Genomic DNA, 26,906 nt, shown 5'->3' on the forward strand with positions numbered 1-26,906 from the left:
GGCTTTGTCATTAATCTGAAAGGCCGCCCCGAAGGGCGGCCTTTATCCGCGCTTTCCGTAAAGGGCGCGCTTATTTGCCCAGCACTTCCAGCGTGGCCAGGGCGATCTGCAATTCTTCGTTGGTGGGAATGATCAGCACCGGAATCTTGCCGTCCGGCAGAGAGATTGTCCGCGCGCCGGGCTTGCGGGTGCCGTTTTCCTTGAGGTCCAGCTTGATGCCGAAGCTCTCCAGGCCGTCGCAGACGGCGGCGCGCACGATGTCGTCATTTTCGCCGATGCCCGCGGTGAAGACCAGGGCGTCCACCTTGCCGTCCAGCAGGAAGATGTAGGAACCCAAGGTCTTTTTGATGCTGCGCACCAGCATTTGCAGGGCCAGGGCCGCGCGTTTGTCGCCCTTTTCCACCTGGGCATGCACGTCGCGCATGTCCGTATAACCGCACAGACCCAGCAGGCCGGACTTCTTGTTCATCAGGGTGTCGGCTTCGGCCGGGGAAAGGCTTTTCTTTTCCATCACAAAGGGCACGATGGCCGGGTCAATGCTGCCGCAGCGCGTGCCCATGATCAGGCCTTCCAGGGGGGTCAGGCCCATGCTGGTGTCAAAGCACTTGCCGTCCCTGACGCAGCTCATGGACGAGCCGTTGCCCAGATGCATGGTGATGGAGCGCAGTTCGTTAAGGGGTTTGCCCAGGTATTCCGCCGTCTTGCGGGCGATGTACTTGTGCGAGGTGCCGTGGAAGCCGTAGCGGCGGATCTTGAGTTCCTCGTACAGCTCGTAGGGCAGGGCGTACATATAGGCTTCCGGGGGCATGCCCATGCCGAATTCCGTGTCGAAGACGGCCACGTTGGGCACGCCGGGGAAGAGCTTTTCCGCCACTTCAATGCCCATGAGGTTGGCCGGGTTGTGCAGAGGGCCGAGCAGGAAGCAGTCCTTGATGATGTCCTTGACGTGGCTGTCCACCAGCACCGGGTCCGTGATGGATTCGCCGCCGTGCAGCACGCGGTGGCCGATGGCGAAGATTTCGCCCTTGTCCTTGATCACGCCGACCTCGGGGTCGGTCAGCAGGGCGATGACCAGTTCCATGGCCTCCACATGGGTGGGGAAGGCCGCCTCGCGGACCAGCTTGCTCTCCTTGTCCGTGTCAGGCGCGATTTTGTGGGTCAGGCGGCCGCTGGTCTGGCCGATGCGCTCGGCAAGACCGGAACAGAGCACGCTCTGCGTGTCCATTTCCAGAAGCTGATATTTGCACGACGAGGAACCCGCGTTGATCACCAGTACTTTCATATGCCGTCCTTTTTCCTGCCTTGGTGTTGAGGGGAAAATGCCCGTGCGGAAGAGCTTCAGCCTTCCCGCCCCGGACATTTTTTAGAGCAGATTGCTTTTTTACTTCTTGCCGTTTTTTTCCGCCGCGGCCTGCACGGCGGTGATGGCCACCGTATTGACGATGTCCGGCACGGTGCAGCCGCGCGAGAGGTCGTTGACCGGCTTGTTCAGGCCCTGAAGCACCGGGCCGATGGCCACGGCCTGGGCGGCGCGCTGCACGGCTTTGTAGGTATTGTTGCCGGTGTTCAGATCCGGGAAGATGAACACCGTGGCCTTGCCGGCCACCTTGCTGTCGGGCAGTTTGGTCTTGGCCACCGTGGGATCAATGGCCGCGTCGTACTGGAGGGGGCCTTCCAGGGCCAGATCCGGGGCCATTTCCTTGGCGATCCTGGTGGCTTCCACCACCACGTCCACGTCCGCGCCCTTGCCCGAGGTGCCGGTGGAGTAGGACAGCATGGCCACGCGCGGCTCAATGCCGAAGACTTCGGCGGTGTGGGCCGAGGCCACGGCGATTTCCGCCAGCTGCTGGGCCGTGGGATTGGGGTTCACCGCGCAGTCGCCGAAGGCAAGCACGCGGTCCTTGAGGCACATCAGGAAGACCGAGGACACCACGGAATAGCCCGGCTTGGTCTTGACGAACTCGAAGGCCGGGCGGATGGTGTGGGCCGTGGTGTTCACCGCGCCGGAAACCATGCCGTCGGCGTCGTCCTTCTTGACCATCATGGTGGCGTAGTAGGTGGCGTCGCTCATCACGTCGCGGGCGTGTTCCAGGGTAATGCCCTTGGCCTTGCGCAGTTCGTAATAGGTCTGGGCGTAGTCGTCGAACTTGGGCGATTGCACCGGGTCGATGAGCGTGGCCCCGCTGATTTCCAGGCCCAGTTCGCTGGCCTTCTGGCGGATGGCGTTCACATTGCCCAGCAGGGTGATGTCGGCCACTTCGCGGCGCAGCAGGATGTCCGTGGCGCGCAGAATGCGCTCCTCTTCGCCTTCAGCCAGCACGATGCGCATTTTGGCGCTCTTGGCCCGCTCGATGAGTTCGAATTCGAACATCATGGGGGTCATGCGGCCGCTGCGTTTGCAGACCAGGCGGCTGGCGATTTCCTTGCCGTTGACGTGGTGCTCGTAGAGGCCCAGCACCGTATTGATCTTGCGCATGTCGCCGGGTTCGATGAGGCCGTAGACCTCCTGCAGGGCCGTGATGGTCCGGTAGGTGTGGTACTCGGTAAGCAGGATGGGCAGGGGCGCGCCGGTCCAGCCCTCAATGAGCTTGCAGACTTCTTCCGGCGGGCGCAGGCCGCCGGTGAGCAGCACGCCCGCGATGTCCGGCTTGGCCGAGGACAGGCGCGAGGCGATGGCCGCCAGCAGGATGTCCGTGCGGTCGCCTGGCGAGATGATCAGTTGGTCCTTGGCGATGTAGCGGAGAAAATTGTCCACGTGCATGGCCGCCACCAGGTAGTCGCCCACCAGTGTGTCCATGCGGTTTTCGCCGAAGAGCACCTCGGCGTTGAGGCCTTTTTTCACGTCGCCCATGGTGGCCCGGCCGATGGTGGGGTCATTGGGCACGGCGTAGATCAGCGCCGGGCGGCCGTCCTCGCCGAACTGGTCGCGCAGTTCGTCCAGGTCGGTCTGGGAAAGGTGGCTGCGGTTGATGATGGTGGCCACCACGTCCAGGGAGTAGGGTCCCAGGCTGTCCATGGTCATTTGCAGGGACTGGCGGATTTCTTCGGAGCTGGCCTCGTCGCCGCTGGTCACCAGCATGACCGGGCAGCCCAGATTGGCCGCGATTTCGGCGTTGAGCTCGAATTCGAAGATCGGGTCCTTGCCCAGGAAGTCCGTGCCCACGCAGAGCACGAAGTCGTGCTCCAGAAGGATTTTTTTGAACTTCTGGATGATGTTTTCCAGCAGCAGGTTGCGCGAGCCCTGATTGATGATTTCACGCGCCTCGGCATGGGTGTAGGCGAAGGTGTCGGCATAGTCCATGCCGATCTTGAAATGCTCGAGCATGAGGTTGATGTCCGGATCGCGGTCATCCAGCTGCGGCTCGTTGATGATGGGCCGGAAGAAGGCCACATTGCGCATGTGGCGGCTGAGCATCTGCATGGTACCCAGGGCGATGGCGCTTTTGCCCGTCAGCGGCCCCGTGGCCGTGACATAGAGTGCGTTGTGCTTCATAGGAACTCCTTGGCCGGTGTTGGATGCCGGCGGCGGGGCGCTGCCGTCGTCGGCCGTGCCGGACCCCGTGATGTGAAAAGGGGCGCGGCTTTTCTGCCGCGCCCTGTCTGTGCCATATACCGCAACGCCGCCCGCCACGGGCCGCGCTTCGTGCATGCCGGTCGCGCGTCCGGCGGGCTGGCCCCGGACGCGCGACCGGCTCTTTGTACCTTGCTACTTCACATCCACCTGGGGATAGGGCAGATCCGCCAACTGCTTGAGCAGGGCGTAGCGCTCGGCATAAGCCTTGGCCAGATCGTCCTTGAGCTGTTTGGACACCGCGGGATCCGTCTTGTCCAGAGAGGCGTAGCGGGTTTCGCCTTCCAGGAACTCATGCAGGCTGGCGCTGGGCGCCTTGCAGTCGAGCTGGAAGGGATTCTTGCCCTCAAGCGCCAGTTCCGGATTGTAGCGGTACAGCGGCCAGTAGCCGGTCAGCACGGCCATCTTGGCTTCTTCCATGCTCTTGCCCATGCCTTTGCGCAGGCCCTGGTTGATGCAGGGCGCGTAGGCGATGATCAGCGAAGGACCCTTGTAGGCTTCGGCTTCACGGAAGGCCTTGAGCACCTGCTGCTTGTCCGCGCCCATGGACACGGAGGCCACGTAGACATAGCCGTAGGTCATGGCCATGCGGCCCAGTTCCTTCTTGCCGGTGCGCTTGCCCGCGGCGGCGAACTGCGCCACCGCGCCCAGCGGCGTGGCCTTGGAGGACTGGCCGCCGGTGTTGGAGTACACTTCGGTGTCCATGAGCAGGACGTTGACGTCGTCGCCGGAAGCCAGCACATGGTCCAGGCCGCCGTAGCCGATGTCATAGCCCCAGCCGTCGCCGCCGAAGATCCAGACGCTCTTCTTGGTGAAGAGGTCGGACATATCCCAGAGTTCGTGGGCCAGCGGGCTTTCAAAGCCGTCCAGGTTGGCCAGAACCATCTCGCCGAACTTGCGGGAACCGTCGGCGTCGTCCTTGTGGGCGAGCCAGCCTTCAAGGGCTTCCTTGAGTTCGGAGGAAAGGCCGTCTTCCTTCAGGGCCTCTTCCACCAGCATGGCCAGGCGGTTGCGGCGCTGCACATAGGCCAAGCCCATGCCGCAGCCGTATTCGGCGGCGTCTTCAAACAGGGAGTTGCCCCAGGCCGGACCGAAGCCGTCCTTGTTGGTGCAGTACGGCGTGGTGGGCGAGGAAGCGCCCCAGATGGACGAGCAGCCCGTGGCGTTGGCGATGAGCATGCGTTCGCCGAAGAGCTGGGTGAGCACCTTGACGTACGGGGTTTCGCCGCAGCCGGCGCAGGCGCCGGAGAATTCCTGCAAGGGCTGCTGGAGCTGCGAACCCTTGACGGTGTCGCGCGGCAGCAGGTTGTCCTTGAGGCTGATGTGGTCTTCGACGAATTCCAGATTGGTCTTCTGGGCGTCCAGCTGGCTTTCCAGGGGCTTCATGACCAGGGCCTTTTCCTTGGCCGGGCAGATCTCGGCGCAGGAGCCGCAGCCCAGGCAGTCTTCAGGGTAGACCTGGATGCGGAACTTGAGGCCCTTGAGTTCCTTGCCGATGGCGTCCTTGGTCTCAAAGCTCGCGGGCGCGCCTTCCAGTTCCGCTTCGGTGGCCAGCACGGGCCGGATGGCGGCGTGCGGGCAGACGAAGGAGCACTGGCAGCACTGGATGCAGTTGGCCGTCTGCCATTCGGGGATGTTGATGGCCACGCCGCGTTTTTCGCAGGCCGTGGTGCCCAGGGGCACGAGACCGGCGGGCTCCATGGCGGACACGGGCAGCTTGTCGCCCTGCTGGGCCAGGATGGGCCGCACGATTTCGCGGATGTAGTCGTCGTCGCCGCAGTGGCAGACCTCCGCGCCTTCGGTGGTGTCGGCCCAGGAGGCGGGATATTTGACTTCTTCCAGAGCGCCGCTGGCCTTTTCAACGGCCGCGATGTTCATGTTCACGACCTTGTCGCCCTTGAGGCCGTAGGTCTTTTTGATGGATTCCTTGAGCAGCTCCACGGCTTTGGCGAAGTCGATGACATTGGCCAGCTTGAAGAAGGCCGTCTGCATGATCATGTTGATGCGGCCGCCGAGGCCCACTTCCTGCGCCACTTTCACGGCGTCGATATTGTAGAACTTCAGCTTCTTGCGGGCGATGGTCCGCTTCATGGAGGCGGGCAGGTGCTTCTCCAGGTCGGCCAGGGACCAGTTGGAGTTCAGCACGAAGGTGCCGCCTTCCTTCACGCCTTCCAGGATGTCGTACATGGTCACATAGGCGGCCTTGTGGCAGGCGATGTAGTCGGCCTGGGTGATCAGGTAGGAGGAGGTGATGGGCTGCTTGCCGAAGCGCAGATGCGACACGGTGAAGCCGCCGGATTTCTTGGAGTCGTAGGCGAAGTAGGCCTGGGCGTACATGTCGGTGTTGTCGCCGATGATCTTCACGGCCTGCTTGTTGGCGCCCACGGTGCCGTCCGCGCCCAGGCCGAAGAACTTGCACTGCACGGTGCCCGCGGGCACGGTGTCGATTTCCTCTTCCACGTCCAGGGAGAGGTTGGTCACGTCGTCATGGATGCCCACGGTGAAGTGGTTCTTGGGCTGGAGGGCCAGCATGTTGTCGAACACGGCCTTGGCCATGCCCGGCGTGAAGTCCTTGGAGCCCAGGCCGTAGCGGCCGCCCACGATGGTGGGGGCGTCGCCCTTTTCAAGGAAGGCCGTGCAGATGTCCTGGTAGAGGGGTTCGCCCAGCGCGCCGGGCTCCTTGGTGCGGTCGAGCACGGTGAGCGTGCCCACGGTGGCCGGGATGGCGCGCAGCAGATGCTCGGTGGAGAAGGGACGGAACAGGCGCACCTTGACCAGACCCACGCGCTGGCCGAGGCCGTTCAGGTAGTTGACCGTCTCTTCGATGACTTCACAGGAGGAACCCATGCTGATGATCACGCGGTCGGCTTCCGGGTGGCCCACATAGTCGAAGAGGTGGTATTTACGCCCGGTGATGGACTCCACCTTCTTCATGTTTTCCAGCACGATGGCGGGCACGGCTTCGTAATAGAGGTTGGCGGCTTCGCGGTTCTGGAAGTAGATATCAGGGTTCTGGGCGGTGCCGCGCACGTGCGGGTGCTCGGGATTCATGGCCCCGGCGCGGAATTCCTCCACCTTGTCCCAGTTCACCAGGCTCTTGATGTCGTCGTAGTCGATGACTTCGATTTTCTGCACCTCGTGCGAGGTGCGGAAACCGTCAAAGAAGTGGCAGAAGGGCACGCTGGAGTCGATGGCCGAAAGATGGGCCACCAGGGCCATGTCCATGCATTCCTGCACCGAGGAGGCGCAGAGGAAGGCGAAGCCCGTCTGGCGACAGGCCATGACGTCCGACTGGTCGCCGAAAATGGACAGGGCGTGGGTGGCCAGGGCGCGGGCCGCCACATGAAAAACGCCGGGAAGAAGTTCGCCGGCGATTTTGTACATGTTGGGGATCATCAGCAGCAGGCCCTGGGAAGCTGTATAGGTGGAGGTCAGCGAACCGCCGGCCAGCATGCCGTGCACAACGCCCGCGGCGCCTGCTTCGGACTGCATTTCGCGCACGATGACCGTCTGGCCCAACACGTTTTTGCGGCCTTTGGCGGCCATTTCGTCCATAACCTCGCCCATGACCGAGGACGGCGTGATGGGGTAAATGGCCGCTGTCTCGGAGAGAGCGTAGGCAACATGCGTTGTGGCGTTATTGCCGTCCATGGTCTTCATTTTAGCCATCTGTTCCTCCTTGGCGCCGCGCGGGCGCGCAATGTTGTTTCAATGTCGGCTCCGGACCTCCACGAAAGGCCCGGTGAGGTGCGAGGTTGACGAAACCGGAAAAACGCCGCGCGAAAGACGAAATTTTTTCATCGGCGCGGGCTGAAATCCGGCGTCGGCGCCGGGCATGTCGCCCGTTCAGGGACAACGGGGACGGAAGCCCGCCGTCAGTCCGGGATGGACCAGTTTAGCCGATCCGCGTCTGCCCGTCCATTGCGAAAACCGGAAAAATTTCCCGCGCCCAAACTGTTGTCAGCAGCCATAGCACAGAATTGTTTGATTGAACAGTTAAAAAACGCGGAGGTTGTGAAATTTTTTTCTATTGCGATTACAACGTATTGGCTAGGGCTACAGGAAGCCGCCGGAAACCCTCCCGAGGTTTCCGGCGGTGGGGGAGGCGGGAGGGAGCAGTGGCGGGGAGTCTGTGTTGCTCAAGGGTAACAGATCCTGATACGGATTCGCATTGAATTTGTGTTCGATTTCAATGCTGACGCCGCCCCCATCCTGCGGGAAAAGCGTGGTTTGTCTTTGGGCTAGGTTGCGGCTTGCCGCTTTCGCGGCCACCAGAGCAATGCACATTTTTTAATATGAAATTGCTCTAACTGATCTGGCCGAAAAGTTCATTGAGCGCCTCGGTCATGGAAGGATGGGTGTAAATCATGTCGCGCAGAAAGGCGGCGTCCCGTCCGGCGCGCATGGCGGCGGTGACCGTGTTGATCATTTCCCCGGCGTCCGCGCAGTGCAGCGCGCAGCCGAGAATCTCGCCGTTCGCCGCATCCGTCACGGCCTTGAGCATGCCGCTGGTTTCGCCCAGCAGGCGCGCGCGGGGAATGGCCGCCGCGGGCAGCCGGGCAACCTTGATCTTCCGGCCCAGGGCACGGGCCTCTTCTTCGCTCAGGCCCACGCGGGCCAGGGGCGGGTCCATGAACACGGCGTAGGCCACGGGGCCGCGATTGGCGATGTCGCGTTTGCCTTCGCCCCAGAGCGCGTCCCGCACGATGCGGAAGTCGTCCAGGGAAATATAGGTGAACTGCAGACCGCCCTTGACATCGCCCAGAGCCCGGATATGCGGCTGGGAGGTGCACAGCTGCCCGTCCACGGCAATGGCCCCCTGCTCGTCCAGGCGGACCCCGGCGGCTTCCAGGTTGAGTTCCCGGGTCAGCGGCCGCCGTCCGGTGGCCAGCAGCACGGCGTCGGCCCTGAAGATGCGTTCCTCTTCCGCGCCCCCCGGCATGCTCATCAGGCAGCGCAGCTCGGTACGCGTCGTGCCGTCTTCGTTCACATCGCGCACCGCCTGGGCGCTGACGCCCAGATATATGCGCACACCGCGCGCCTCCAGAGCCGCGCGCACGCTCTGGGCCACATCCTCGTCCTCGCGCGGCAGAAAGCGCCGTCCGTACTCCAGCATGGTCACGCGGGAGCCGAATTCCGCATACATGGAGGCCATTTCCAGGGCGATGTAGCCCGCGCCCAGAATCACCAGCTCGCGCGGCAGACGCTTCAGGTCCAGCAGACTGGCGCTGGTGTGGATGTTGGCGCTTTCGGCCAGGCCCTCAATGGGCGGAATCACGCTGTACGCGCCGGTGTTGATGTAGATGTTCTCGCCGGCCAGCCGTTCCGCATGCCCGTCGGCAAAACGCACTTCCACTTCGTGAGGCGAAACAAAAGAGGCCTGGCCCGTGAGCACGGCCACGCCCTTGCCGGTCAGCATTTCCAGATTTTTTTGGCGCAAAAAACCGGTGACTTCGTCCTTGCGGGCCACGGCGCAGGCGTAGTCAGCGGCTTTTTGGGCGAAGTCGCGTTCCTCGCGTCCGGAAAGCAGTTTGGCCTCGTGCGCCAGGGTTTTGGTGGGAATGCAGGCGATGTTGATGCAGGTGCCGCCGTACATCCGGTCCGATTTTTCGATCATGGCCACACGCCGACCCTTGTCGGCCAGCGCGGCGGCGATGGTTTTGCCGCCCTTCCCGAAGCCGATGATGATGTCGTCAAAGTTTCGCATGTTCTATCCTTCCGGACGGCACGGCCGCCCGCTTATTACTGTATAATCAGTGGAACATGTAGGCGCCGTCGGCCCGATACTCGGGCGCGCCGTCCAGATACCAGAGAGCCTGTTGCGCGGGGCGGGCCTTGCGGATCATCTCATAGGCATAGCTGGCCCGGCGGCCGGTACGGCAGACGAAAAGCACGGGTTTGTCCATAGGCACTTCCTCCAGACGCGCGGGCAGTTCCTCCACCGGCAGCGACAGGGCGCCGGGCACATGGCCCTGAGAGAATTCGCCGGGGGTGCGCACGTCAATGATCACCAGATTTTTGTCCAGACTGTCGATAAGGGCCTGGGTGGCCTGCGCTTTAAGCGCGCCTTTGGCGGGCAGATCGGCGCGCGCGGCGGCGGGAACGCCGGAAAACAACAGGGCGGCGAACAGAAAGAGCGGAAGCAGGGCGGCGGAGCGGATATTTTTCATGGTGTCACTCACGGGTTGAGGTGGACGAAATGAAAAAGCGGATTAATTATTTAACGATTGTTAAAAAACTAAAAAACGCTATGCTTGTCAAGCGATATTTTCACGCGCAAGGAGCATGATCATGGGAAGACCGCCGCTGCATGACGACGCCAGACTTAAACAGGACATGGTGAACTGCCTCTGGCAGCTGGGCTTCGACGCGCCCATCAGCGCCGTGGTGGAGAGCACCGGGGCCAAGGCCGCCAGCCTGTACGCCCGCTTCGGCAGCAAAAAGGGCATGCTGCTGGCCGCCCTGGACGCCTACGCCGAAGAACATCTGGCGGATCTGCAGCGTCTGCTGCACGGCATGCCGCCGGGACAGGCGCGGATCAGGGCCGTGCTGGAAAAGGCCATCGAATGTTTTGACGACCCCCTGCACCGGGGCTGTTTTCTGGTCAATGGCGTGCTGGAAGCCAATGCCGGCGAACCGGAGTTCGCCGAACGACTCCGGAAGCATATGGGCGACATCCGCACGGAACTGAGTTGGGCGCTGGCCGAAACTCCAGGGCTGTCCCGCGTTTTCAGCATTGAGGGGGCCGCCTGGTTTTTGCAGGCCCAGATCTGGGGGCTCAAGGTCATGGCCCGGCTCAATCCCCGGCGAGAACTGGGGCAGCGCCTGGTGGAACAGGCCATGTTCGCCCTGTTCGGGCCGGAGGCCGTGAAGGACGGTCCGGCAGGCGCGGCGGAAGGGGACGCCGCCGCTACGGAGTAATCCGGGTTGCGGGCGCTTGTTCCGCGGGGGCGGTTTCGAGCCGGTGCAGGACTTCCGGCGGCGCGCCGGCCGCGCGGGCCGCATCCAGGGGCAGGACGCCGTGCAGATTGACCTGTTCCGGCCGTGCGCCAGCGTCCAGCATCAGCCGCAGCATGCATAGTCCTGTTTCCGCGCTGACCTCTCCCAGGATTCCGGCCACGGCCGTCAGCGGCTCGCCGGGATCCCGGGCGGGACGGGGCGCGCGCCGCGCCCCGCCGTCGCTGCGGCCGGTTTCTATAAGATTGCGGGCCGCCATAAAGTCTCTCATGGCCCTGTCCCTTTCGATGGATCCGGGACGGCCCGCCAGAGGCCGCGCGGCCCAGGTCCGCAGAGGTTCATAGCTCTTCCCCCGGCGGCACCAGCCCGGAGGCCGGGTGACCAGTTTGGAAAAGCTGACTTTTTTCAGATAGGCCGCCGCCGTCAGATGCCCGCCCACCGCGCGCCAGGCCGTGTCCGGCAGTTCCAGGCGCAGAGCGCAGAGCGTGTCCAGGCTGTTGGCCCTGTCTTTTTTGCCCCGCGCCTTTATCCGCTTGTCCAGCCAGGAGCGCAGGCTGTCCTTGGGCGTGAGGTCCAGCAATTGTCCGGTCAGCAATACGGGATTGCGTTGCTCCGCTTCGGCGTTGAAACGCAGCAAGGCCTCCAGGCCCAGCCGACGCAGGCGCGCATTCAGGTCGCGTTCCAGCCGCGCAAAGCGGTCGCCGCCGCCCCGAGCCCCGTCTTTGCCAAAAATGCTCACAGCAAGGGCCACAGTGGTTTCCGGAGGAATATCCCAGGCGTTCCACTCCATGCTCAGAGGCGGCTCTTCCGCCGGACGCCCGGCGGCCAGGCCGGACAGCCAGTCAATGGTCGCGGAGCGGGCCTCGGGCAACAGACATTTGACGGCCGCCATACGCGGACCGGTGTTTTCCCGGAGGTGCAGCCAGCGCCATTCACCGGGGCCCCGGCGCTCGGTTTGCAACAGGGAATCCGGCGTGGGCGGAGCCGGGGACAGGGCATTCATGTAATGTCGTTCCGCCAGGGAAGGCGGCGGCACGGGCAGGTCGCGGGCGGGAATCAGGGTGTCGGGAGCGCCGTTGACGCCCATGGTCCTGAGCACGGCGGCCAGAACGGCCACATAGTCCTTGTCCGCGCGGGTTTCCATCTGCTCGGCCAGATTGAAGAAGCCGGACCCCCTGTCATTCAGCCGGGAAAACAGTTCGGCCAGCCAGCGCGCCAAAGCCACTTCCGGATGGCCCGGAACGGCCCACTGGCGAGGAGAGTCAACCCGGTCTGACGGAGGCTTGGGCGGCGGCGGATAGCCCAGAGCCATGCCCTCCCTGATCAGGGCCTCCGTGTGCCGAGCCACGGCCTCGTCCGGCGCGGCCAGCAGTTCGGCCAGGGGCGAGATGCCGGAGGCGTCGTAGACATTGGGTTCGGCTCCGGCGTTACGCAGTATCAGCAGAAAGAGCGGATCGGCCTTGCGCGCGGCCAGGTGCAGGGGCGTGCGACCCCGTGCGTCGCGGGCGTTGACTTGGGCGCGCAGGGGCGAATCGGACTGAAGCAGGCGCAGCAGCACGGCGTGATTGTCCGTGTTTTCCACCAGGGCATGCAGCGGAAGGCCCTGTCCCAGCGCGGGCGCGGGCAGTGTTTTGAGAACCTCCAGGGCTTCGCCGGGCCGGGCATAGCGGCAGAAGGCCGTGAATTCCTCGACCGAAGCGGGCTTGCGCCCCAGCAGCAAGCCCAGGCGGGGCGCAGCCTCCAGCAGGCTCATGGGTTTGTCCGAACGGGCCATGCGGATCAGGCCCATGAAGCTGTCCTCCAGCAGTTCCCGGAAGAGCATGAACAGACCCAGCGCCGCGATGATCGCAAGCAGGATGCCCAACAGCCGCCGGGGAACGCCGTAGACGTTTTTCGCGTCCGCGTCCGGCATTTCGGACGGCGTCTCACATGTGGCGGGCGGCCGCGCGGAGCGGACCGGATCGTCCTTGCGCCGGAAATCGCGGCGCGCGTTTTTCGCTCGGGACATGCCTGCCTCCTCCTGGCCGGGCAAGATACGAAAAAACGGGCTCCGCGCCGCGCCCCTGGGACGCGGGAGCGGAGCCCGTGGATGCCGGATGCAAGCGGCGGCTTACGGTTTCAGACCCATCTTGGCCACGGCCTGCATGCCGCCCGTGGAATTGACCACGTCGGTGATGCCGTTGCGGGCCAGGACCAGCAGGCTGTCATAGGCGCGCAGGCCAGTATTGCAGATGAGGGCCACGGGCCGGTCTCTGGGCACTTCGTTGACCCTGGCCGCGATTTCCTCCAGCGGAATGGAGTGCCATTCCGGATGCTCGGCCTGAACGGCCTGACCGGCCTTGGCCGGGCGGGCGTCGATAAAGAAAATGTGGTTCTGGTTGCGTTTTTTCCACAACTCCATGAATTCGTCGCCGGTCACGGGTTTGAAGCGCCCGGCCAGCACGTTGTCCGCCACGTTGGCCACCACGTTGACCACGTCCATGGCCGAGGCGAAGGGCGGCGCGTAGGAAATTTCCAGGTTGGAGATGTCCTCCACCGTGGGCTTGGCGTATTGCAGCACGCTGGCCACGGCGTCCACGCGAGCCTTGAGGGCGTCGCCCGCCGAGCAGGCTCCTTGGATGCCCAGCACACGGCGGGTGGGCTTGTCCACCACCAGTTCCAGGCTCATCATGTTCTTTTCGGGATAGAAGTGGGCGCGGTCCAGCTGCTCCACGCTGACGCCGATGGCGTCGTAGCCTTCCTTGCGGGCGCGTTCCACGGTAAGGCCCGCGCCGCAGAAGGACAGCTCGAAAAGTTTCACCGCCCAGGCGCCCACATAGCCGGGGAAGGTGGCGTCGCCGCCCGCCAGATTGGTGCCGATGACGCGGCCCTGGCGGTTGGCCATGCTGCCCAGGGGCAGATAGCCCGGCTTGCCGGTGATGATATTTTTGATGCACACGCAGTCGCCGCCCGCGTAGATGGCCGGGTCGGACGTGCGCATGTGCTCGTCCACCACCACCGCGCCGAAGGAGGCCACTTCCAGGCCCGCGTCCTTGGCCAATTGCCCGTTGGGGACGAAACCGGCGGCAAAAATCACGAGTTGGGCGGGCAGTTCGCGCTTGTCCGTGACCACCTTGCTCACCGCGCCGTCCTTGCCTTCCAGCTTGAGCACTTTTTCGGAAGTGTAGACGTTCACCTTGTGGCTTTCGCAGTCATGGGCGGCCATCTTCGCCAGGGAGTGGGAGAGCACGCCCGGCAGGATCTGGTCCATCATTTCCACCACGCTGACCTTGACGCCCCACATGTCGGCCAGGGCCACGGCGGCCTCCAGACCGATGAAGCCGCCGCCCACGATGACGGCCTCGCTGACCTTGCCTTCCTGGCAGGCCGAGCGGATGGCGTCGGCGGCCTCCAGGCGGGTGAGCGAAAGCACGTTGTTGAGGTCCTTGCCCTCCACCGGCGGCACGCGCGGACTCGCGCCCGTGGCCAGCACCAGCTTGTCGTAAGGCAGCTTTTCCTCCTTGCCGCTGACCACGTCCTTGACCAGCAGGGTCTTGGCCGCGCGGTCAATGGTCAGGGCGCGGGTCTGGTTGCGCACGGTGAAGCCCTTCATGGCGCGGAAAAATTCGGGGTCGCGCACGGTGTGGTAGGGCGTGGAGCGCAGGTCGTCCAGATTCTGGATTTCGCCGGAAACATAGTAGGGGATGCCGCAACCGCCGTAGGAAATGTAGACGTTTTCGTCCACAAGGGTCACTTCGGCGTCGGGCATCAGCCGCATGCAGCGGGAGGCGGCTTTGGGACCCAGGGCCACGCCGCCCACAATGAGAATTTTTTCAGGCATATATTACTCCTTAATTGTTATAGACTGATACATACACCGTTCCACAGGCATGCCCTGTGTCCTTGAGGGGGAAACGCGCGGTTTTTCCGGCGATCAGGAGGCCGGAAAAATAAGCGGGGGATTTTCCAGAAATTGGCACGCGGCGCTTTAGGAGCACGGCCCGCACGCGGGCAAGTTCCGTTTTACGCCGCGCGTGGGTATTGTAATGCCCGCCATGCGGGGAGCAGGGTTTGCAAAGGGCCTGGGGGGCTGCGCAAGCCCCCCGGCCCCTGCCCGCATCGGAGGCGGTCCATCGCCGCTCAGGCAAAATTCTTTGTGCCCGAAGGGCAAAATTTTTGGCGCGGGGCAAAAAGTACAACCTCCAAGCCGCTATGGCCAAATGCCGTTCCCGCCGGGAAGTCAGCGTCCCCGGTAGCGGCGCTGATCGCCGACCCGTACGGTTATCCGTTCATTGTCCATGTATTCCAGCAGGGCGATGAGGTATTTGCGGGACAGGCCCAGAATTTCCTTCAAGCCGCCCACATCCAGATTTTCGTGATCGGCGAACCAGTGGCGCACCTGTTCCAGAATGCCGCCCAGCGCGGCGCCGTCGTAGTAGAGGCCGTCCTTCACCTTGACCAGAGCGCCCTCCTCGCAGAGCAGGCGCAGCACGGGCGCGGCCTCCCTGGCGCTGACGCCCAGCTCTTCCAGCACATCCTTGGCGTTGGGCGGGGTGAGCCCCGCGCGTTTATGGGCCTCCAGCAGCTTTTGCCGCAGGCCCGCCTGATCCGCCGCCAGGGTGACTTTATGCTCCGCCAGGCGCAGGCCTTCGCCTTCCACGGCCAGACGGCCCTGCTTGAGAGCCGCGTCCAGCACTTTCTGGATCAGGCGCGGCGGCAGGTTTTTGCTCCAGCCGGCCGACAGGGCGTTGCGCGAAAAGGCGGGTTTGAGCGGGTCCTTGCGGTGCAGGTCCGCCGCGCGCGCCAGGCAGGCCGCCAGCAGGTCCGCGAAAGCCGCCTGGCTGATCCAGAGGCGGCTCTCCTTGTCCCAGCAGAGGGCCTCGGCCTTGGAGGACAGCAGATTCAGACCGGATTCCAGGGCGGACGCGGGCAGGCCGGTGAGGACCTTGAGCCGGGCCTCGTCGGCCCCATCCCTGCCGCGCAGGAGCAGAACGGCGCGGGTCAGGGCCGCGCGTTCCTCGGCCTTGCCGTTGCAGGCGCGCTCGTGCAGGCCGGGCAGGTTTCGCAGCAGGTTCAGCTTGTCGGCCAGTTCCGGGTCCTTGCGGCGCAGCTCCGGCGGCAGGGGGCTGACCAGAACGCCTCCGGCCACGGTGCGCAGGGGCGAATAGGCCCGCAGCACGCAGTGATCCCCGAACACGCCCACCATATCCTCGGCAAAGCGCACTTCGGCCAGGGCGGTTTCGCCGGGGGCCAGCTTGTCGCGGTCGCGGAAAACCACACGGGCCGGGCATTCGCGCGTGCCGTGGTGAAAATGGATTTCCACCCGCTGGCGCAACGGCCGGGGAGCGGAGGAAAGGCAGGTCAGGCGGAGCAGCCAGCGCCGGGAGGGGAAAAGTTCGCCGGGCCGGGCCAGCACAAAACCGCGCTCAATTTCCGTGACCTCCAGGCCCTGCACGTTGACGGCGCAACGCTGGCCCGCCGCCACCGTGTCCACGGGCTTGCCGTGGCGTTGCAGGCCGCGCGCGCGGGTGGGCAGGTCCGGCGGCATGAAGCGGGCTTCTTCCCCGGTATTGACCGCGCCGGAAATCACCGTGCCGGTGATGACCGTGCCGTGGCCCTTCATGCTGAACACGCGGTCCACGGGCAGGCGGAAGATGTCGCCGCGCCGCCGCGGGGGCAGCTCGGCGGCGCATTGCAGGATATGGGCGCGGAGCGCGTCCAGGCCTTCGCCCGTGGCCGAGGAGACGGGAAAGACCGGCGCGTTCTCCAGAAAAGTGCCTTGCAGAAAGCGCTGGATGTCCTCTTTGACCAGGGCGATCCAGTCCGCCTCGACCATGTCGGTCTTGGTCAGGGCCACAAAGCCGTTGCGGATGCCCAGCAGGGAGCAGATTTCCAGATGCTCGCGGGTCTGGGGCATGACGCCCTCGTCCGCGGCGATGACCAGCATGACGAAGTCCACGCCCGCCGCCCCGGCCACCATGTTTTTGACAAAACGCTCGTGACCGGGCACGTCCACAATGCCCAGACGTTCGCCGCCGGGCAGGTCCACCCAGGCGAAGCCCAGCTCAATGGTGATGCCCCGGCGCTTTTCCTCTTCCAGGCGGTCGCAGTCGATGCCGGTGAGGGCGCGCACCAGAGAGGTCTTGCCGTGATCAATATGCCCGGCCGTGCCCAGTACAACAGCCATGTTCCGCACCCTCCGTCGCCGAATATGTCAGAGCGAATATACACCGGAGAATGCGGCATTGCAAACGGGGCGGACGCAAAAAACGGGGAATTCGCGACGCATTCCCCGTAATAGCTACATTTTTGTAGGGATATGAAAAAAATCAGGCTGTTTCGGTCTGGGCGCGTTCCCGGTCCCTGATCAGGGCCATGGCCCGTTTGGCCAGCTGGGTCACTTCCGGCTTGGAGATCTGGTCGTCCGCGCCCACGCTTTCGCCCTTGTGACGCAGCTTGTCCGTGATCAGGGAGGAGAAGAGCACCACCGGCAGCTGTTTGAGCATGGGGTCGGTCTTGATGCGGTGGGTCAGGTTCAGACCGTCCATGACCGGCATTTCAATGTCCGAAACCATAACATGCACAAAATCGGTAATGGGGCGGTTGCCCTCTTCGGCGCGGCGCTTGAAGTCTTCCAGACGTTCCCAGGCTTCGCGGCCGTTTTCCACGACCTCCACGGTGAAGCCCGCCTTTTCCAGCAGGTCGCGCTGCATTTCGCGCACCAGGGCCGAGTCGTCGGCCACCAGAGCCCGGTAGCCGGTGTTGTCCCAGTCCTCGCCCAGGTCGTCCAGGCGCAGGCCCAGTTTGGGATTGAGGTTGGCCACCACTTTTTCCAGGTCCAGCAGGAAGACGATGCGTTCCTCCAGTTTGACCACGCCGATGACCGTATTGTTGGACACCGCGGCCACGTATTTGTTGGGCTGTTCCACCTTTTCCCAGCTGATGCGGTGGATGCGGTTGACTCCGGACACCATGAAGGCCGTGGTGACGTTATTGAACTCCGTCACGATGGTCTTGGGCTGCTCGTCGGTCTGGGTGTGGGTCTTGCCCAGCCACATGGCCAGGTCTACCAGCGGGATGATCCGGGAGCGCAGGTTGAAGGCCCCGAGCACGCTGGGGTGCTGCACTTCGGGCAGTTCCGTGACCTTGGGCATGCGGATGATTTCCAGCACCTTGGCCACGTTGACGCCGTAATACCCCCGGTAGAAGCCCGCGTCGGCGGGCGCCTGCGGATCGGCCTCCACATTCTCTAAACCCTCTCCAACTGAGGGCGCTGCGGCCTCATCCAGGTAGAATTCCACCACTTCCAGCTCATTGGTGCCGGCTTCCAGCAGAATATTGGTCTGAGCCATACTGCCTCCGAAAAGACGCTCTTACATATGATGCGGCGGGGAAAGCCCCGATATTCCGGTTTGTTCCGCGCGCGGGGCGGCCCGGTGGATGGTCGTGCCGGGCCTACAATGACGCCAGCCAGTTTTCAGCGGCATCAATAAGGCTTTTCGGCGTAGATGCGCCGGCCGTTAGGCCTGCGCGCGTTTTTTGCGTAAATCTTTTGGCGTCAAGCTCATCCGCGCTCTCCACATGGAAGGTGTCGATGCCGCTCAACGCCGCCACATCCGCCAGACGGCGGGTGTTGCCGCTCTGTCTGCCTCCCACGATTACCATGACATCCACCGAGGAGGCAATGCTGCGGGCCTCCTCCTGGCGTTCGCGGGTGGCGTCGCAAATGGTGGAGAGTACTGTCAGGCCGGGGAATCGGGCGCGCAGAGCCGCTTCCAGACCGGAGAAGGTTTTACGGTCCTGGGTGGTCTGGGAGGCCAGCACATGGGCGCGGCCGGGGTCCAGACGCAGCCCGGCCAGTTCCTCCGGGCTGCCGAAAACATACGCCGGGCCGTGGGCGTAGGAGACCAGGCCGCGCACTTCCGGGTGATCGGCCTCGCCGAAGAGCAGCAGGGTCGCTCCCTGCCGCGTGGCCCGCGCGATGGCCAGCTGCGCCTTTTTGACCTTGGGGCAGGTGGCGTCCACAACCAGCGCGCCGCCCGCGCGCACGCGCTCCTCCACCTGACGGGGGATGCCGTGGGCGCGGATGATGACCCGGTCGCCGGGCCGCAACTCGGCGGCGTCGCGCACGCAGAGCACGCCTTTGGCCTCGTAGTGCGCCAGCACCTGCGGATTGTGGATGATGGGCCCCAGGGTGCGGATGCGGCCCTGCGGCCCCTCAACGGCCGCTGCTTCGTCCAGGGCCGTGTCCAGCTTTTGCAGGGCCAGACTCACGCCCATGCAGAAACCCGCGGTTTTGGCGCGGATAACGTCCATAATACCAGCTCCTTGAGAGTCGGCGGTGGCGAAAAGGAGGAGATCAGCGAGAAGCGGCGGCCAGAAAATTTTCCAGCGCGTCCGTGAGCTCCGACCAATCTGTACAGCGGCAGAGCTGCTGACGCAAGGCCCGGGCGCCGGGCAGGGCCCGCACGTAGCGCGGCACCACCGAGCGCATCTTCCACAGCGCGGCCTTGCCCGGACAGAGGGCGCGCGCCAGATCCATGTGGCGCAGGATCATGGCCCGCAAGGCGGCGGGCGTGGCTTCCGCGGGCCGCTCTCCCCGGCGGAGGGTCAGATGGGCGGCGAAAATGGCCGGATCGTGCATGGCCCCGCGCGCGTACATCACGCCTGTGGCTCCGGTCCGCTCCTGGCAACGCAGACCGTCGGCGGCGCTGAACAGGTCGCCGCTGGCCAGCAGCGGCAGGGAAAGGCGCGGCGACAGGCGGGTCAGGGCGTCCCAGTCCGCCGTGCCTCCGAAACCCTGACGGGCGGTGCGCGGGTGCAGGGTCAGCCAGCCCGCGCCCAGGTCTTCCAGGCGCAGGGCCAGTTCCGGCAGCACCGGGCGCGCGGCGTCCAGGCCCAGGCGCAGTTTGAAGCCCACCCGGCCCGTTCCGGCTTCCTCCAGCATGGCTTTTGCCACGACCAGACTGTTCTCCACGTCGCCCAGCATGGCCGCGCCCGCGCCCTGGCGCAAAACCTTGGGCACGGAGCAGCCCATGTTCAGATCGAACCAGCCGTAGCCCGCCTCGCGCAGCAGGGCCACGGCCCGGCGCAGAAAATCCGCCTCCGCGCCGAACAACTGGACCACCAGAGGCTGATCTTCGGGCAGGCTGGCCAGCAGATCGTTGGTGCCGGGGCTCTGGTAGACCAGTCCCTTGGCGCTGACCATTTCGGTCACGCAGACGGCGGCCCCGTATTCCCGGCAGAGCAGGCGGAAGGGCAGGTCGCTGTACCCGGCCAGCGGGGCCAGCCATGGCTTGTCCGGGCCAAAGGGCAGGCTTTCGGGATTCGCCGGACAGCGCGGCAGCGAAGCGGTTTTGCTCATGAACGTTCCGCTTCCTTCGGACCGGCATCCTCCGACGCGGCGTCGGCCACAGTGCGGGACTGACCGGCCGGGACGGTCGCGGCCGCCGCTCCGGCTTCCCCGGCCGGGGGAATGCTTCCGCCCGGCGCGACGGGAGCGGGCGGCGCGGGCGGCGGGCCGTCCGGCGCGGGGAATACGCACTGGCCATCCCGGCAGGAAACCCGGTTGAGCAGATTGGCGGCCAGATGCAGGCCCTCGTTGATGGTTTCGGCCACAAAGCCGGAACTGAGATAGTCCAGAATGCCGGTGCGCTGGAGAATTTCACGCACATTGCGGCTGCCCACCACCAGGATCACGGGGACGGAACGGGCGTAGCAGCGCTCCACAAACTGGGCCAGAGCGTGCGCGCCCGAGGCGTCCAGCCAGAATACGCGAGTCAGGTGCAACAGCACCAGACGGGCGGGCTCGCGGTCTTCCTCGTAGAGTTGGCGTTCCAGCTCGTGGATGGCCCCGAAAAAGAGCGTGCCCTCAATGACGTAGACGGCCACGCCGGGCGGCATGTCCGGCGGCGCGTTGCGCAGCAGGGGATCGTCGGGCCGCAGCCGCCGCACACGCGGATGAGCGGTCTTGTAGATGAACAGCACCAGCGAGAGCAGCACGCCCACGAAAATGGCCCGTTCCAGATCCAGGATCAGAGTGGCGGCGAAGGTCAGCAGCAGCACGGCGCGGTCGATGCGCGTGGCCACCAGGCAGAGGCGGATGGCCTCCCGGTCGATCATCTGGAAAGAGATCAGCAGCAGCACGCCGCCCAGGGCGGGCAGGGGCAGCCAGCTCATCAGCGGGGCCAGGGCAAAGAGCATGGGTAGGGCCAGCAGGCCGGAAAACACGGTGCCCATGCGGGTGTTGCCGCCCGAGGTGACCACCAGCGCGCTGCGGGTGAAGGAGCCGCAGCCCGGAATGCCCGAGGTCAGGCCCGCGGCGATGTTGCCCAGGCCCTGGCCGATGAGCTCCTGGCTGCCGTCAAAGCTGTCGCCCTTGACGGCGGCCATCTGTTTGCCGATGGCCAGGGATTCCACCGTGCCCAGCAGGGCGATAGCCAGGGCGGGCATGAACAGATCGCCCAGAGCCGTGAGGTCGAAAGCCGGAGGCAGGGAAAAGGGCGGGATGACATTGGGAATGGGGCCCACCAGGGCCACGCCGCGTTCTTTGACCTGCAAGAGCGCGCCCACGGCCCCCACCAGGGCCAGCGCGCCCAGGGTGGCCGGAAAGCGCCGGGAAATGCGGCGCAGGGCCAGGATCAGGGCGATGGTCAGCAGGGCCAGACCCAGGCTCCAGTAATTGATCTGATTGATATTCTGAACGGCCATGCCGATCTGAGGAAAAAATCCGGCGGGCTTGGGACCGGTCAGACCCAGCACGGTTTTGAGCTGTCCGGCGGCGATGAGCAGGGCCGCGCCCGTGGCAAAGGCCACCATGACCGAGTGGGAGATGAAATTGGCCAGATCGCCCAGCCGGGCCAGGCCCATGCCCACCTGGATCAGCCCACAGAGCAGGGCCAGGCCGAAGACATAGGTCATGCGCGCTTCCTCGGGCAGGCTGGAGAGCAGCGCGCCGCCCACGCTCACCGTGGCCATGGTGGAAAAAAGCACCATGGAGATGGCGTTGGTGGGTCCGGCGGCCAGATAGCGGGCCGAACCCCAGAGCGCAGCCACGATCACCGGCAGCATGCAGGCGTAGATGCCGTATTGCGGATGCACCCCGGCGATCAGGGCGTAGGCCATGGCCTGGGGAATGGCCATGGGCGTCACTGTCAGCGCGGCCATGAAGTCCGCCCGGAAATCGCGGGTCGTGTAAGTCCTCAGGGTCTCCAGAAAGGGAAAGAATCTGGCGGCGCGCATAGTCACCTCAGGTTGGAGGAAGGCCCGGACGTTGCCTGGGGCTGTCCGGCGGGCGGCAGGTCGCAGACGTCGCCCCGGCAGGTGATCCGTTGCAGCAGGCCGGAGGCCAGTTGCAGGCCCTGATCCATGCTGTCCGCCACGAAACCTGAACTGAGATGGTCCAGAATGCCGGTGCGCCGGAGGATGTCGCGCACGTTGCGGCCGCCCACCACCAGGATCACGGGCAGGGAACGGGCGTAGCAGCGTTCCACGAATTGTTCCAGGGCGTGCGCGCCCGAGGCGTCCAGCCAGAACACGCGGGTCAGATGCAGCAGCACCAGGCGGGCGGGCTCGCGGTCCACTTCCTCCAGCTGGCGTTCCAACTCGTGGATGGCCCCGAAAAAGAGCGTGCCCTCGATGACATAGACGGCCACGCCGGGCGGCATGTCCGGCGGCGCGTTGCGCAGCAGGGGATCATTGGGCCGCAGACGGAGCACGCGCGGGTGCGAGGTCTTGTAAATGTAGAGGATCAGCGAGAGCAGCACGCCCACCAGAACGGCCTGCTCCAGATGCAGCACCAGAGTGGCGGCGAAGGTCAGCAGCAGCACAGCGCGGTCCACGCGCGTGGCCACCAGGCAGAGGCGGATGGCGCGCGGGTCGATGCTCTGCGCGGCAATGAGCAGTAGCACTCCGGCCAGAGCGGGCATGGGCAGGCGGCTGATCATGGGAGCCAGCACAAAGAGCATGGGCAGGGCCAGCAGACCGGAAAACACGGAACCCATGCGGGTGTGCGCGCCCAGCGTCACCATGGGCGCGCTGCGGGTAAAGGAACCGCAACCCGGTATGCCCGAGGTCAGACCGGCCGTGATGTTGCCCAGTCCCTGGGCGATGAGTTCCTGGCTGCCGCTGAAACTGTCGCCCTTGATGGCGGCCATCTGTTTGCCGATGGCCAGGGATTGCACGGCCCCCAGCAGGGCGATGGCCAGGGCGGGCATGAACAGGTCCTTGAACAGGCCGAGGCTGAGGGCGGGCGGCAGCGAGAGGGGCGGCACGATGCTGGGAATGGCCCCCACCAGGGTCACGCCCTTGCTCTGCGCGTCGAGGGTCATGGCTGTGAGGGTGGCGATGGCCAGGGCCGCCAGGGTGGAGGGAAAACGCCGGGAGATGCAGCGGCTGAAGACCAGGATCAGGAAGATGGTCTGCAGGGCCAGAAGCAGGCTCCAGCAGTTGGTCTGGTCGAGCTGGCGCATTGCCAGCCAGATCTGGGGGAAAAAGCCCGCCGGTTGCGCGCCGGGCAGGCCCAGAGCCGCCTTGATCTGGCTGCCCGCGATCAGAAAGGCCATGCCCGTGGCAAAGGCCACCATGACGGAATGGGAAATGTAGTTGGCCAGATCGCCCAGGCGGGCCAGGCCCATGCCCACCTGAAGCAGCCCGCAGAGCAGGGCCAGGCCGAAGATGTAGGGCATGCGCGCCTCTTCGGGCAGGCCGGACAGCAGCACGCCGCCCACGCTCACCGTGGCCATGGTGGAAAACAGGATCATGGAAATGGCGTTGGTGGGCCCGGCGGCCAGAAAGCGCGAGGACCCCCAGAGCGCGGCCACGATCACCGGCAGCATGCAGGCGTAAATGCCGTATTGCGGATGCACCCCGGCCATCATGGCGTAGGCCATGGCCTGGGGGATGGCCATGGGCGTCACGGTGAAGGCCGCCGTGAAATCGGCCCGCAGATCTCCCAAGCTGTAGCCGTGCAGGGTGGACAGAAAGGGAAGGATTTTTCTGGCGTGCATTTCAGTCCTCGTGCCGGACGTCGTCTTCCAACTTGAGCACGTCGTGACCCAGGGCGTAGTGCATCAGGCGGGGACGTTCCACGGATTTTTTCAGGGAATTGATGATCCGGGTCATGCGCCGCGTGCCTTCCAGCACGCCGCCCAGATGCCCGGCCAGTTCCGTGAGGTCCGCGCGGGCCAGGATGCTTTCCAGCTCCAGAGCCAGGCGGCGGCCGCGCGAATCCGAGGGAAATTCGGCCAGCAGCTCACGCGAAAGGCGCAGGGCGCGGGTGAGGTTTGCGTCAATGTCCTCCACCAGTTCCCCGCAGTACTCGGCCTGGTTGCGCATGACGTTGAGGGCGTTGTTGCCGTAATGGGCCATGGCCCCGGCGGCTTTCTCCAGCGTGTCGCGGGCCACGGCCACGCGGCGGCCCACGGTCAGCGAGACGATGCGCGCGCATTTGGCGAGAAAACGTTCGTCATAGGCCTCGAAGCCGTATTCGCGCTTGGTGTAGAGCTGCACCAGCCCGAAGGCCGGACGGTTGTTGCGCTCGCGCAGCACAAAGGCCAGACGCGAACGGTAGCCTTCCTTGTAGACCACGCAGTCGAAAGAGCCGCCGCCGCGCTCCAGCCCCTGAAGATTGTTGGAAACCACGTAGCGCACGTGCCCGTCCATGATGGCGCTCATAACCGGATGGCGGCGCAGATTCTCATCCAGATAGGGGGCCACGATGGGGATGCTCTGGCCATGGATGTTGTTGGCCGCGCGGGTCACCCACTCGCCTCTGGAATTTCTGAGGCGGCAGACGTACATTTCGGCATGCAGGGCGTGGACCAGGATTTCCGCGCTCTGGCGCAGCACTTCGTCGGGCGGGGCCATGTGGTCGGCAATGCCCAGCAGGTCGTTGGAAACCCGCAGCAGGGTTTCGGTGTCGCTCTGCATGGAGGCCACGGAGGAGAGCAGATGCAGCAGGCAGCGCCAGCTTTTGAGCGGCACGCCGCGCACTTCCGGGTGATAGCCGGAGTCGAGGGTGCGTTTGGCCGCGGGCAGGACGCCCAGCACGGCGGCGCGCATTTCGGGGGGGGCGTATTTCAGAAGACGCCCGATCTCCTCGCGAATGGCTTGTGGTGAATGTTGCGACACGATGGGCCCGGCCTTTTCCGCGGCATGGTGGTTTGCCCGCCGGATTTCAGCGCGACTGGCGCGGCGGGCGGGCACTTTTTCAGGAACACTGAGCATAGTGCGGAAAATGAATCCGGTCAATGGGGGTTCATTTTTTTGACCGACAGGTTGTGAATTTTTTTCTTTCCTTGACAATAAATTGAAATAATAGAGTTTTTTTAGCGTGGCAAAAGAATTGCAAGAGAAAAGCGCAGCCTCTCCCCCGGACGGCCTGGACGGGCCATGCCGGAACCCTGCCATAAGGATGTTCTCTATGCTACGCCGCAAAACCCTCGTGATTCTTTCGCTGAGCCTTGGAGGCGCCCTGCTTCTGCTGGGCCTGCTGGCGGGTTTTGTGCCCCAGAGCGAAGGGCCGGAAGTGCGCCGCCGGGCCAGCGCCCATGTGGTCAGCCTGCGGCCCGAGGACCTGCCTGAGCCTATTCTGCCGCTCGGCGACGGCACGCGCCTTTGGGCGGTGCGCCGGGCCGCCGCCTCTCCGGACGCGGCGCGCGGGACCGGGGAGGACGATCCCGCCCTGACCGCGCTGGCGGGACAGGCCGGAGCGGAGCAGATCATCAGCTTTGAGAAGAGCGGCGTCCGCCTGGACATGGGCGGCGACGAACTGTTTTTCGACGAGGCGGCCGCGCCGGCGGACCTCGCGCCCCTGCTGGCTCTGGACGGCGTGTCCATGCCGTTGCTGGTGACGGCCCAGCCCCGCCAGTACGGCGACGCCCTGGACGCGCGCGGCCGTCCCCTGCGCTGGCAGGCGGCGGAAACCCTGCTTTCCGGCTACACGCCGCTGAGCCCGCGCACGGCTGAGGACGCCAAAAAAGCGGCTGAGGAAATGCTGCCGGAAGGCGCGTATTTCGAGCGCGGCGACCTGTTTTCCCGCGCGCGACGCTATCAGCAACTGGTGGAGAATTTCGCCCGCCGCTACCACCTCAGCACCGAACTGGTCTACGCCATCATCCACAGCGAAAGCGATTTTTCGCCCACCCTGATCAGCGGCAAATCGGCCATGGGCCTCATGCAGTTGCTGCCCAGCACGGCCAGCGACGAGGTGCACCGTTTTCTCTACGGCCGCCCCGGCGATGTGAGCTTCGACGAACTGCGCGTGCCCGAGATCAACATCCGTTACGGCACGGCCTATCTGCATATTCTGCTGACCCGCTATTTCCAGGATGTGAGCGACCCGCTGGCGCGCGAATATTGCGCCGTGGCCGCCTACAATATGGGGCCCAACCGCTTTTTGCGCCTTTACGGCAAGACCGGCGGGGAGGCCGTGGCGCGGATCAACGCCATGAGCGCCGAGGAATTGTACGAAGACCTGACAGCGCGGCTGCCGGTGCGCGAAACGCGTTTCTATGTGGCCAAGGTGCGGCGGATGAAGGGGCAGTATGCCGAACTGCGTTAGGGGCTGTCTCTAATTGGTTCTTTTGCTTTGCAGCTTCGTCATCTCTCCTGTCGTTATCCGTAAGGCGGCGAAGCTGCCGACGGCTAAGCAAGGTGCGCTTTTTGTCGACTCCGTTAAGAGTATACTCCTTTCATAAAAAGTTTGCTTTCCTCGCTGCAAAGGCAAAATTCCTCAATTTAGAAACAGGCCCCAGGCGTGTTGACACAAGCGATTTTTCTGTTATCTCTGCACCGGCCATTGCCTTTTATTGCGACCGGGCTGGTTGTTGCCGCGTCGGCGGCTTCTTGCGGATGTGTTCCCGACAGGCCGGTATCGTATTCCGCTTAATTTTCAACACGCTTTTGGCAAGGGAATTTGATGTTTACTTTATCGGATTCTGTTCGTTATGCATAGCAGGGGCTATTGCATAATACCATAAATTTTTAGGCAATAGCTCTTGCTCAATCCTGATATCAATTAGGAGGAGCATAATGGGCTATAAAAAAGCAAATGATGTTTTGCCGCATTCTTTATTGAGGGCGGTTCAGCAGTATATAGACGGAGCGTATATTTATATCCCACGCAGAGCGGACAACAAACTGCCGTGGGGTGCAAATACGCAGACAAAAAAGGCACTTCAGGCACGAAACAGGGAGATTCTGTCCAGACGCCTGGCCGGATGTTCTGTTGCGGAACTGGCGGAAGAATATTTTTTGTCGGAAAAGGCTATATACAAGATTATTAATGCCGCCAGAAACGGCTAGCATTCGGGCGCCCTGACGCTGGTCGGGGCGCTTTTTCTTTTCTGAAAGCAAAAGTAGCATGTACACTACAGCCATACGTAGTATGGTTGCAGGT

Annotated in this window: 17 protein-coding genes; 3 read left to right on the top strand and 14 right to left on the bottom strand. The window is 64.2% G+C overall.

The genetic code is table 11. The features are described 5' to 3' along the window. Window positions 1–70: 70 nt before the first annotated feature. The 5 genes from FYJ44_RS02980 to FYJ44_RS03000 form a co-directional block, all read right to left on the bottom strand. A complete protein-coding gene (locus FYJ44_RS02980; protein ID WP_154509018.1) occupies window positions 71–1,282 on the bottom strand; it encodes an acetate kinase in 1,212 nt (403 codons plus the stop codon). Between the two features lie 99 nt (window positions 1,283–1,381). Next, entirely contained in the window at window positions 1,382–3,493 is a 2,112-nt protein-coding gene (gene pta / locus FYJ44_RS02985) for a phosphate acetyltransferase (RefSeq protein ID WP_154509020.1), read from the bottom strand. 213 nt (window positions 3,494–3,706) lie between these two features. Next, window positions 3,707–7,240, bottom strand: a complete 3,534-nt coding sequence (gene nifJ / locus FYJ44_RS02990; RefSeq protein WP_154509022.1) for a pyruvate:ferredoxin (flavodoxin) oxidoreductase — start codon at window positions 7,238–7,240, stop codon at window positions 3,707–3,709. Window positions 7,241–7,877: 637 nt separating this feature from the next. Further along, window positions 7,878–9,278, bottom strand: a complete 1,401-nt coding sequence (locus FYJ44_RS02995) for an FAD-dependent oxidoreductase (RefSeq protein WP_154509024.1) — start codon at window positions 9,276–9,278, stop codon at window positions 7,878–7,880. A gap of 46 nt (window positions 9,279–9,324) precedes the next feature. Next, on the bottom strand, window positions 9,325–9,741 hold the full coding sequence (locus tag FYJ44_RS03000) for a rhodanese-like domain-containing protein (RefSeq protein WP_154509026.1): 417 nt from the start codon (window positions 9,739–9,741) through the stop codon (window positions 9,325–9,327). A gap of 121 nt (window positions 9,742–9,862) precedes the next feature. Between FYJ44_RS03000 and FYJ44_RS03005 the strand changes: the two genes are divergently transcribed. Further along, window positions 9,863–10,492 carry a TetR/AcrR family transcriptional regulator gene (locus FYJ44_RS03005; protein WP_154509028.1) on the top strand — a complete coding sequence of 210 codons (630 nt, stop codon included), beginning with the start codon at window positions 9,863–9,865 and terminating at the stop codon, window positions 10,490–10,492. On the opposite strand, the gene FYJ44_RS03010 is transcribed toward FYJ44_RS03005, so the two are convergent. The 9 genes from FYJ44_RS03010 to FYJ44_RS03050 all read right to left on the bottom strand — a co-directional run bounded on the left by FYJ44_RS03010 (window position 10,482) and on the right by FYJ44_RS03050 (window position 24,733). Beyond that, window positions 10,482–12,536 (bottom strand): ankyrin repeat domain-containing protein, encoded by a 2,055-nt coding sequence (locus FYJ44_RS03010; protein WP_154509030.1) that lies wholly within the window; start codon window positions 12,534–12,536, stop codon window positions 10,482–10,484. The genes FYJ44_RS03005 and FYJ44_RS03010 overlap by 11 nt on opposite strands. 102 nt (window positions 12,537–12,638) lie before the next feature. Beyond that, entirely contained in the window at window positions 12,639–14,348 is a 1,710-nt protein-coding gene (locus FYJ44_RS03015; protein ID WP_154509032.1) for an FAD-dependent oxidoreductase, read from the bottom strand. A gap of 399 nt (window positions 14,349–14,747) precedes the next feature. Further along, a complete protein-coding gene (gene selB / locus FYJ44_RS03020; protein ID WP_154509034.1) occupies window positions 14,748–16,694 on the bottom strand; it encodes a selenocysteine-specific translation elongation factor in 1,947 nt (648 codons plus the stop codon). Window positions 16,695–16,836: 142 nt separating this feature from the next. Beyond that, window positions 16,837–17,859 (bottom strand): chemotaxis protein, encoded by a 1,023-nt coding sequence (locus FYJ44_RS03025; RefSeq protein ID WP_154509035.1) that lies wholly within the window; start codon window positions 17,857–17,859, stop codon window positions 16,837–16,839. A 103-nt stretch (window positions 17,860–17,962) separates the two neighbouring features. After that, on the bottom strand, window positions 17,963–18,823 hold the full coding sequence (ispH, locus tag FYJ44_RS03030; protein WP_154509037.1) for a 4-hydroxy-3-methylbut-2-enyl diphosphate reductase: 861 nt from the start codon (window positions 18,821–18,823) through the stop codon (window positions 17,963–17,965). 43 nt (window positions 18,824–18,866) lie between these two features. After that, entirely contained in the window at window positions 18,867–19,871 is a 1,005-nt protein-coding gene (locus FYJ44_RS03035; RefSeq protein WP_154509039.1) for a tRNA dihydrouridine synthase, read from the bottom strand. Then, the gene (locus tag FYJ44_RS03040) at window positions 19,868–21,748 is read right to left on the bottom strand and encodes a SulP family inorganic anion transporter (protein ID WP_154509041.1); all 1,881 of its coding nucleotides are present in this window, start codon (window positions 21,746–21,748) and stop codon (window positions 19,868–19,870) included. Before FYJ44_RS03040 ends, FYJ44_RS03035 begins: the two co-directional genes overlap by 4 nt. Window positions 21,749–21,750: 2 nt before the next feature. After that, window positions 21,751–23,514: a SulP family inorganic anion transporter gene (locus FYJ44_RS03045; RefSeq protein WP_154509043.1), complete on the bottom strand. Its 1,764-nt coding sequence runs from the start codon at window positions 23,512–23,514 to the stop codon at window positions 21,751–21,753. A gap of 1 nt (window position 23,515) precedes the next feature. Beyond that, entirely contained in the window at window positions 23,516–24,733 is a 1,218-nt protein-coding gene (locus tag FYJ44_RS03050; RefSeq protein ID WP_229772468.1) for a hypothetical protein, read from the bottom strand. Window positions 24,734–24,929: 196 nt separating this feature from the next. Here FYJ44_RS03050 and FYJ44_RS03055 point away from each other — a divergent pair, with 196 nt between their 5' ends. Together FYJ44_RS03055 and FYJ44_RS03060 are read left to right on the top strand one after the other, a co-directional pair. Then, window positions 24,930–26,069 carry a transglycosylase SLT domain-containing protein gene (locus FYJ44_RS03055; RefSeq protein WP_154509045.1) on the top strand — a complete coding sequence of 380 codons (1,140 nt, stop codon included), beginning with the start codon at window positions 24,930–24,932 and terminating at the stop codon, window positions 26,067–26,069. Window positions 26,070–26,539: 470 nt separating this feature from the next. Continuing rightward, complete coding sequence (locus tag FYJ44_RS03060; protein ID WP_154509047.1) at window positions 26,540–26,812, top strand: CD3324 family protein; 273 nt, start codon at window positions 26,540–26,542, stop codon at window positions 26,810–26,812. Window positions 26,813–26,906 lie beyond the last annotated feature (94 nt).

The sequence above is a fragment of the Desulfovibrio porci genome (assembly GCF_009696265.1).
Classification (GTDB): domain Bacteria; phylum Desulfobacterota; class Desulfovibrionia; order Desulfovibrionales; family Desulfovibrionaceae; genus Desulfovibrio; species Desulfovibrio porci.

Coding starts and splice junctions, on each gene's coding strand:
- FYJ44_RS03045 (WP_154509043.1), bottom strand. CDS start 23,514: ATGCACGCCAGAAAAATCCTTCCCTTTCTGTCCACCCTGCACGGCTAC.
- selB (WP_154509034.1), bottom strand. CDS start 16,694: ATGGCTGTTGTACTGGGCACGGCCGGGCATATTGATCACGGCAAGACC.
- ispH (WP_154509037.1), bottom strand. CDS start 18,823: ATGGACGTTATCCGCGCCAAAACCGCGGGTTTCTGCATGGGCGTGAGT.
- FYJ44_RS02980 (WP_154509018.1), bottom strand. CDS start 1,282: ATGAAAGTACTGGTGATCAACGCGGGTTCCTCGTCGTGCAAATATCAG.
- FYJ44_RS03040 (WP_154509041.1), bottom strand. CDS start 21,748: ATGCGCGCCGCCAGATTCTTTCCCTTTCTGGAGACCCTGAGGACTTAC.
- FYJ44_RS03005 (WP_154509028.1), top strand. CDS start 9,863: ATGGGAAGACCGCCGCTGCATGACGACGCCAGACTTAAACAGGACATG.
- FYJ44_RS03050 (WP_229772468.1), bottom strand. CDS start 24,733: ATGCTCAGTGTTCCTGAAAAAGTGCCCGCCCGCCGCGCCAGTCGCGCT.
- pta (WP_154509020.1), bottom strand. CDS start 3,493: ATGAAGCACAACGCACTCTATGTCACGGCCACGGGGCCGCTGACGGGC.
- FYJ44_RS03060 (WP_154509047.1), top strand. CDS start 26,540: ATGGGCTATAAAAAAGCAAATGATGTTTTGCCGCATTCTTTATTGAGG.
- FYJ44_RS03055 (WP_154509045.1), top strand. CDS start 24,930: ATGCTACGCCGCAAAACCCTCGTGATTCTTTCGCTGAGCCTTGGAGGC.
- FYJ44_RS03000 (WP_154509026.1), bottom strand. CDS start 9,741: ATGAAAAATATCCGCTCCGCCGCCCTGCTTCCGCTCTTTCTGTTCGCC.
- FYJ44_RS03025 (WP_154509035.1), bottom strand. CDS start 17,859: ATGGCTCAGACCAATATTCTGCTGGAAGCCGGCACCAATGAGCTGGAA.
- FYJ44_RS03035 (WP_154509039.1), bottom strand. CDS start 19,871: ATGAGCAAAACCGCTTCGCTGCCGCGCTGTCCGGCGAATCCCGAAAGC.
- nifJ (WP_154509022.1), bottom strand. CDS start 7,240: ATGGCTAAAATGAAGACCATGGACGGCAATAACGCCACAACGCATGTT.
- FYJ44_RS03015 (WP_154509032.1), bottom strand. CDS start 14,348: ATGCCTGAAAAAATTCTCATTGTGGGCGGCGTGGCCCTGGGTCCCAAA.
- FYJ44_RS02995 (WP_154509024.1), bottom strand. CDS start 9,278: ATGCGAAACTTTGACGACATCATCATCGGCTTCGGGAAGGGCGGCAAA.
- FYJ44_RS03010 (WP_154509030.1), bottom strand. CDS start 12,536: ATGTCCCGAGCGAAAAACGCGCGCCGCGATTTCCGGCGCAAGGACGAT.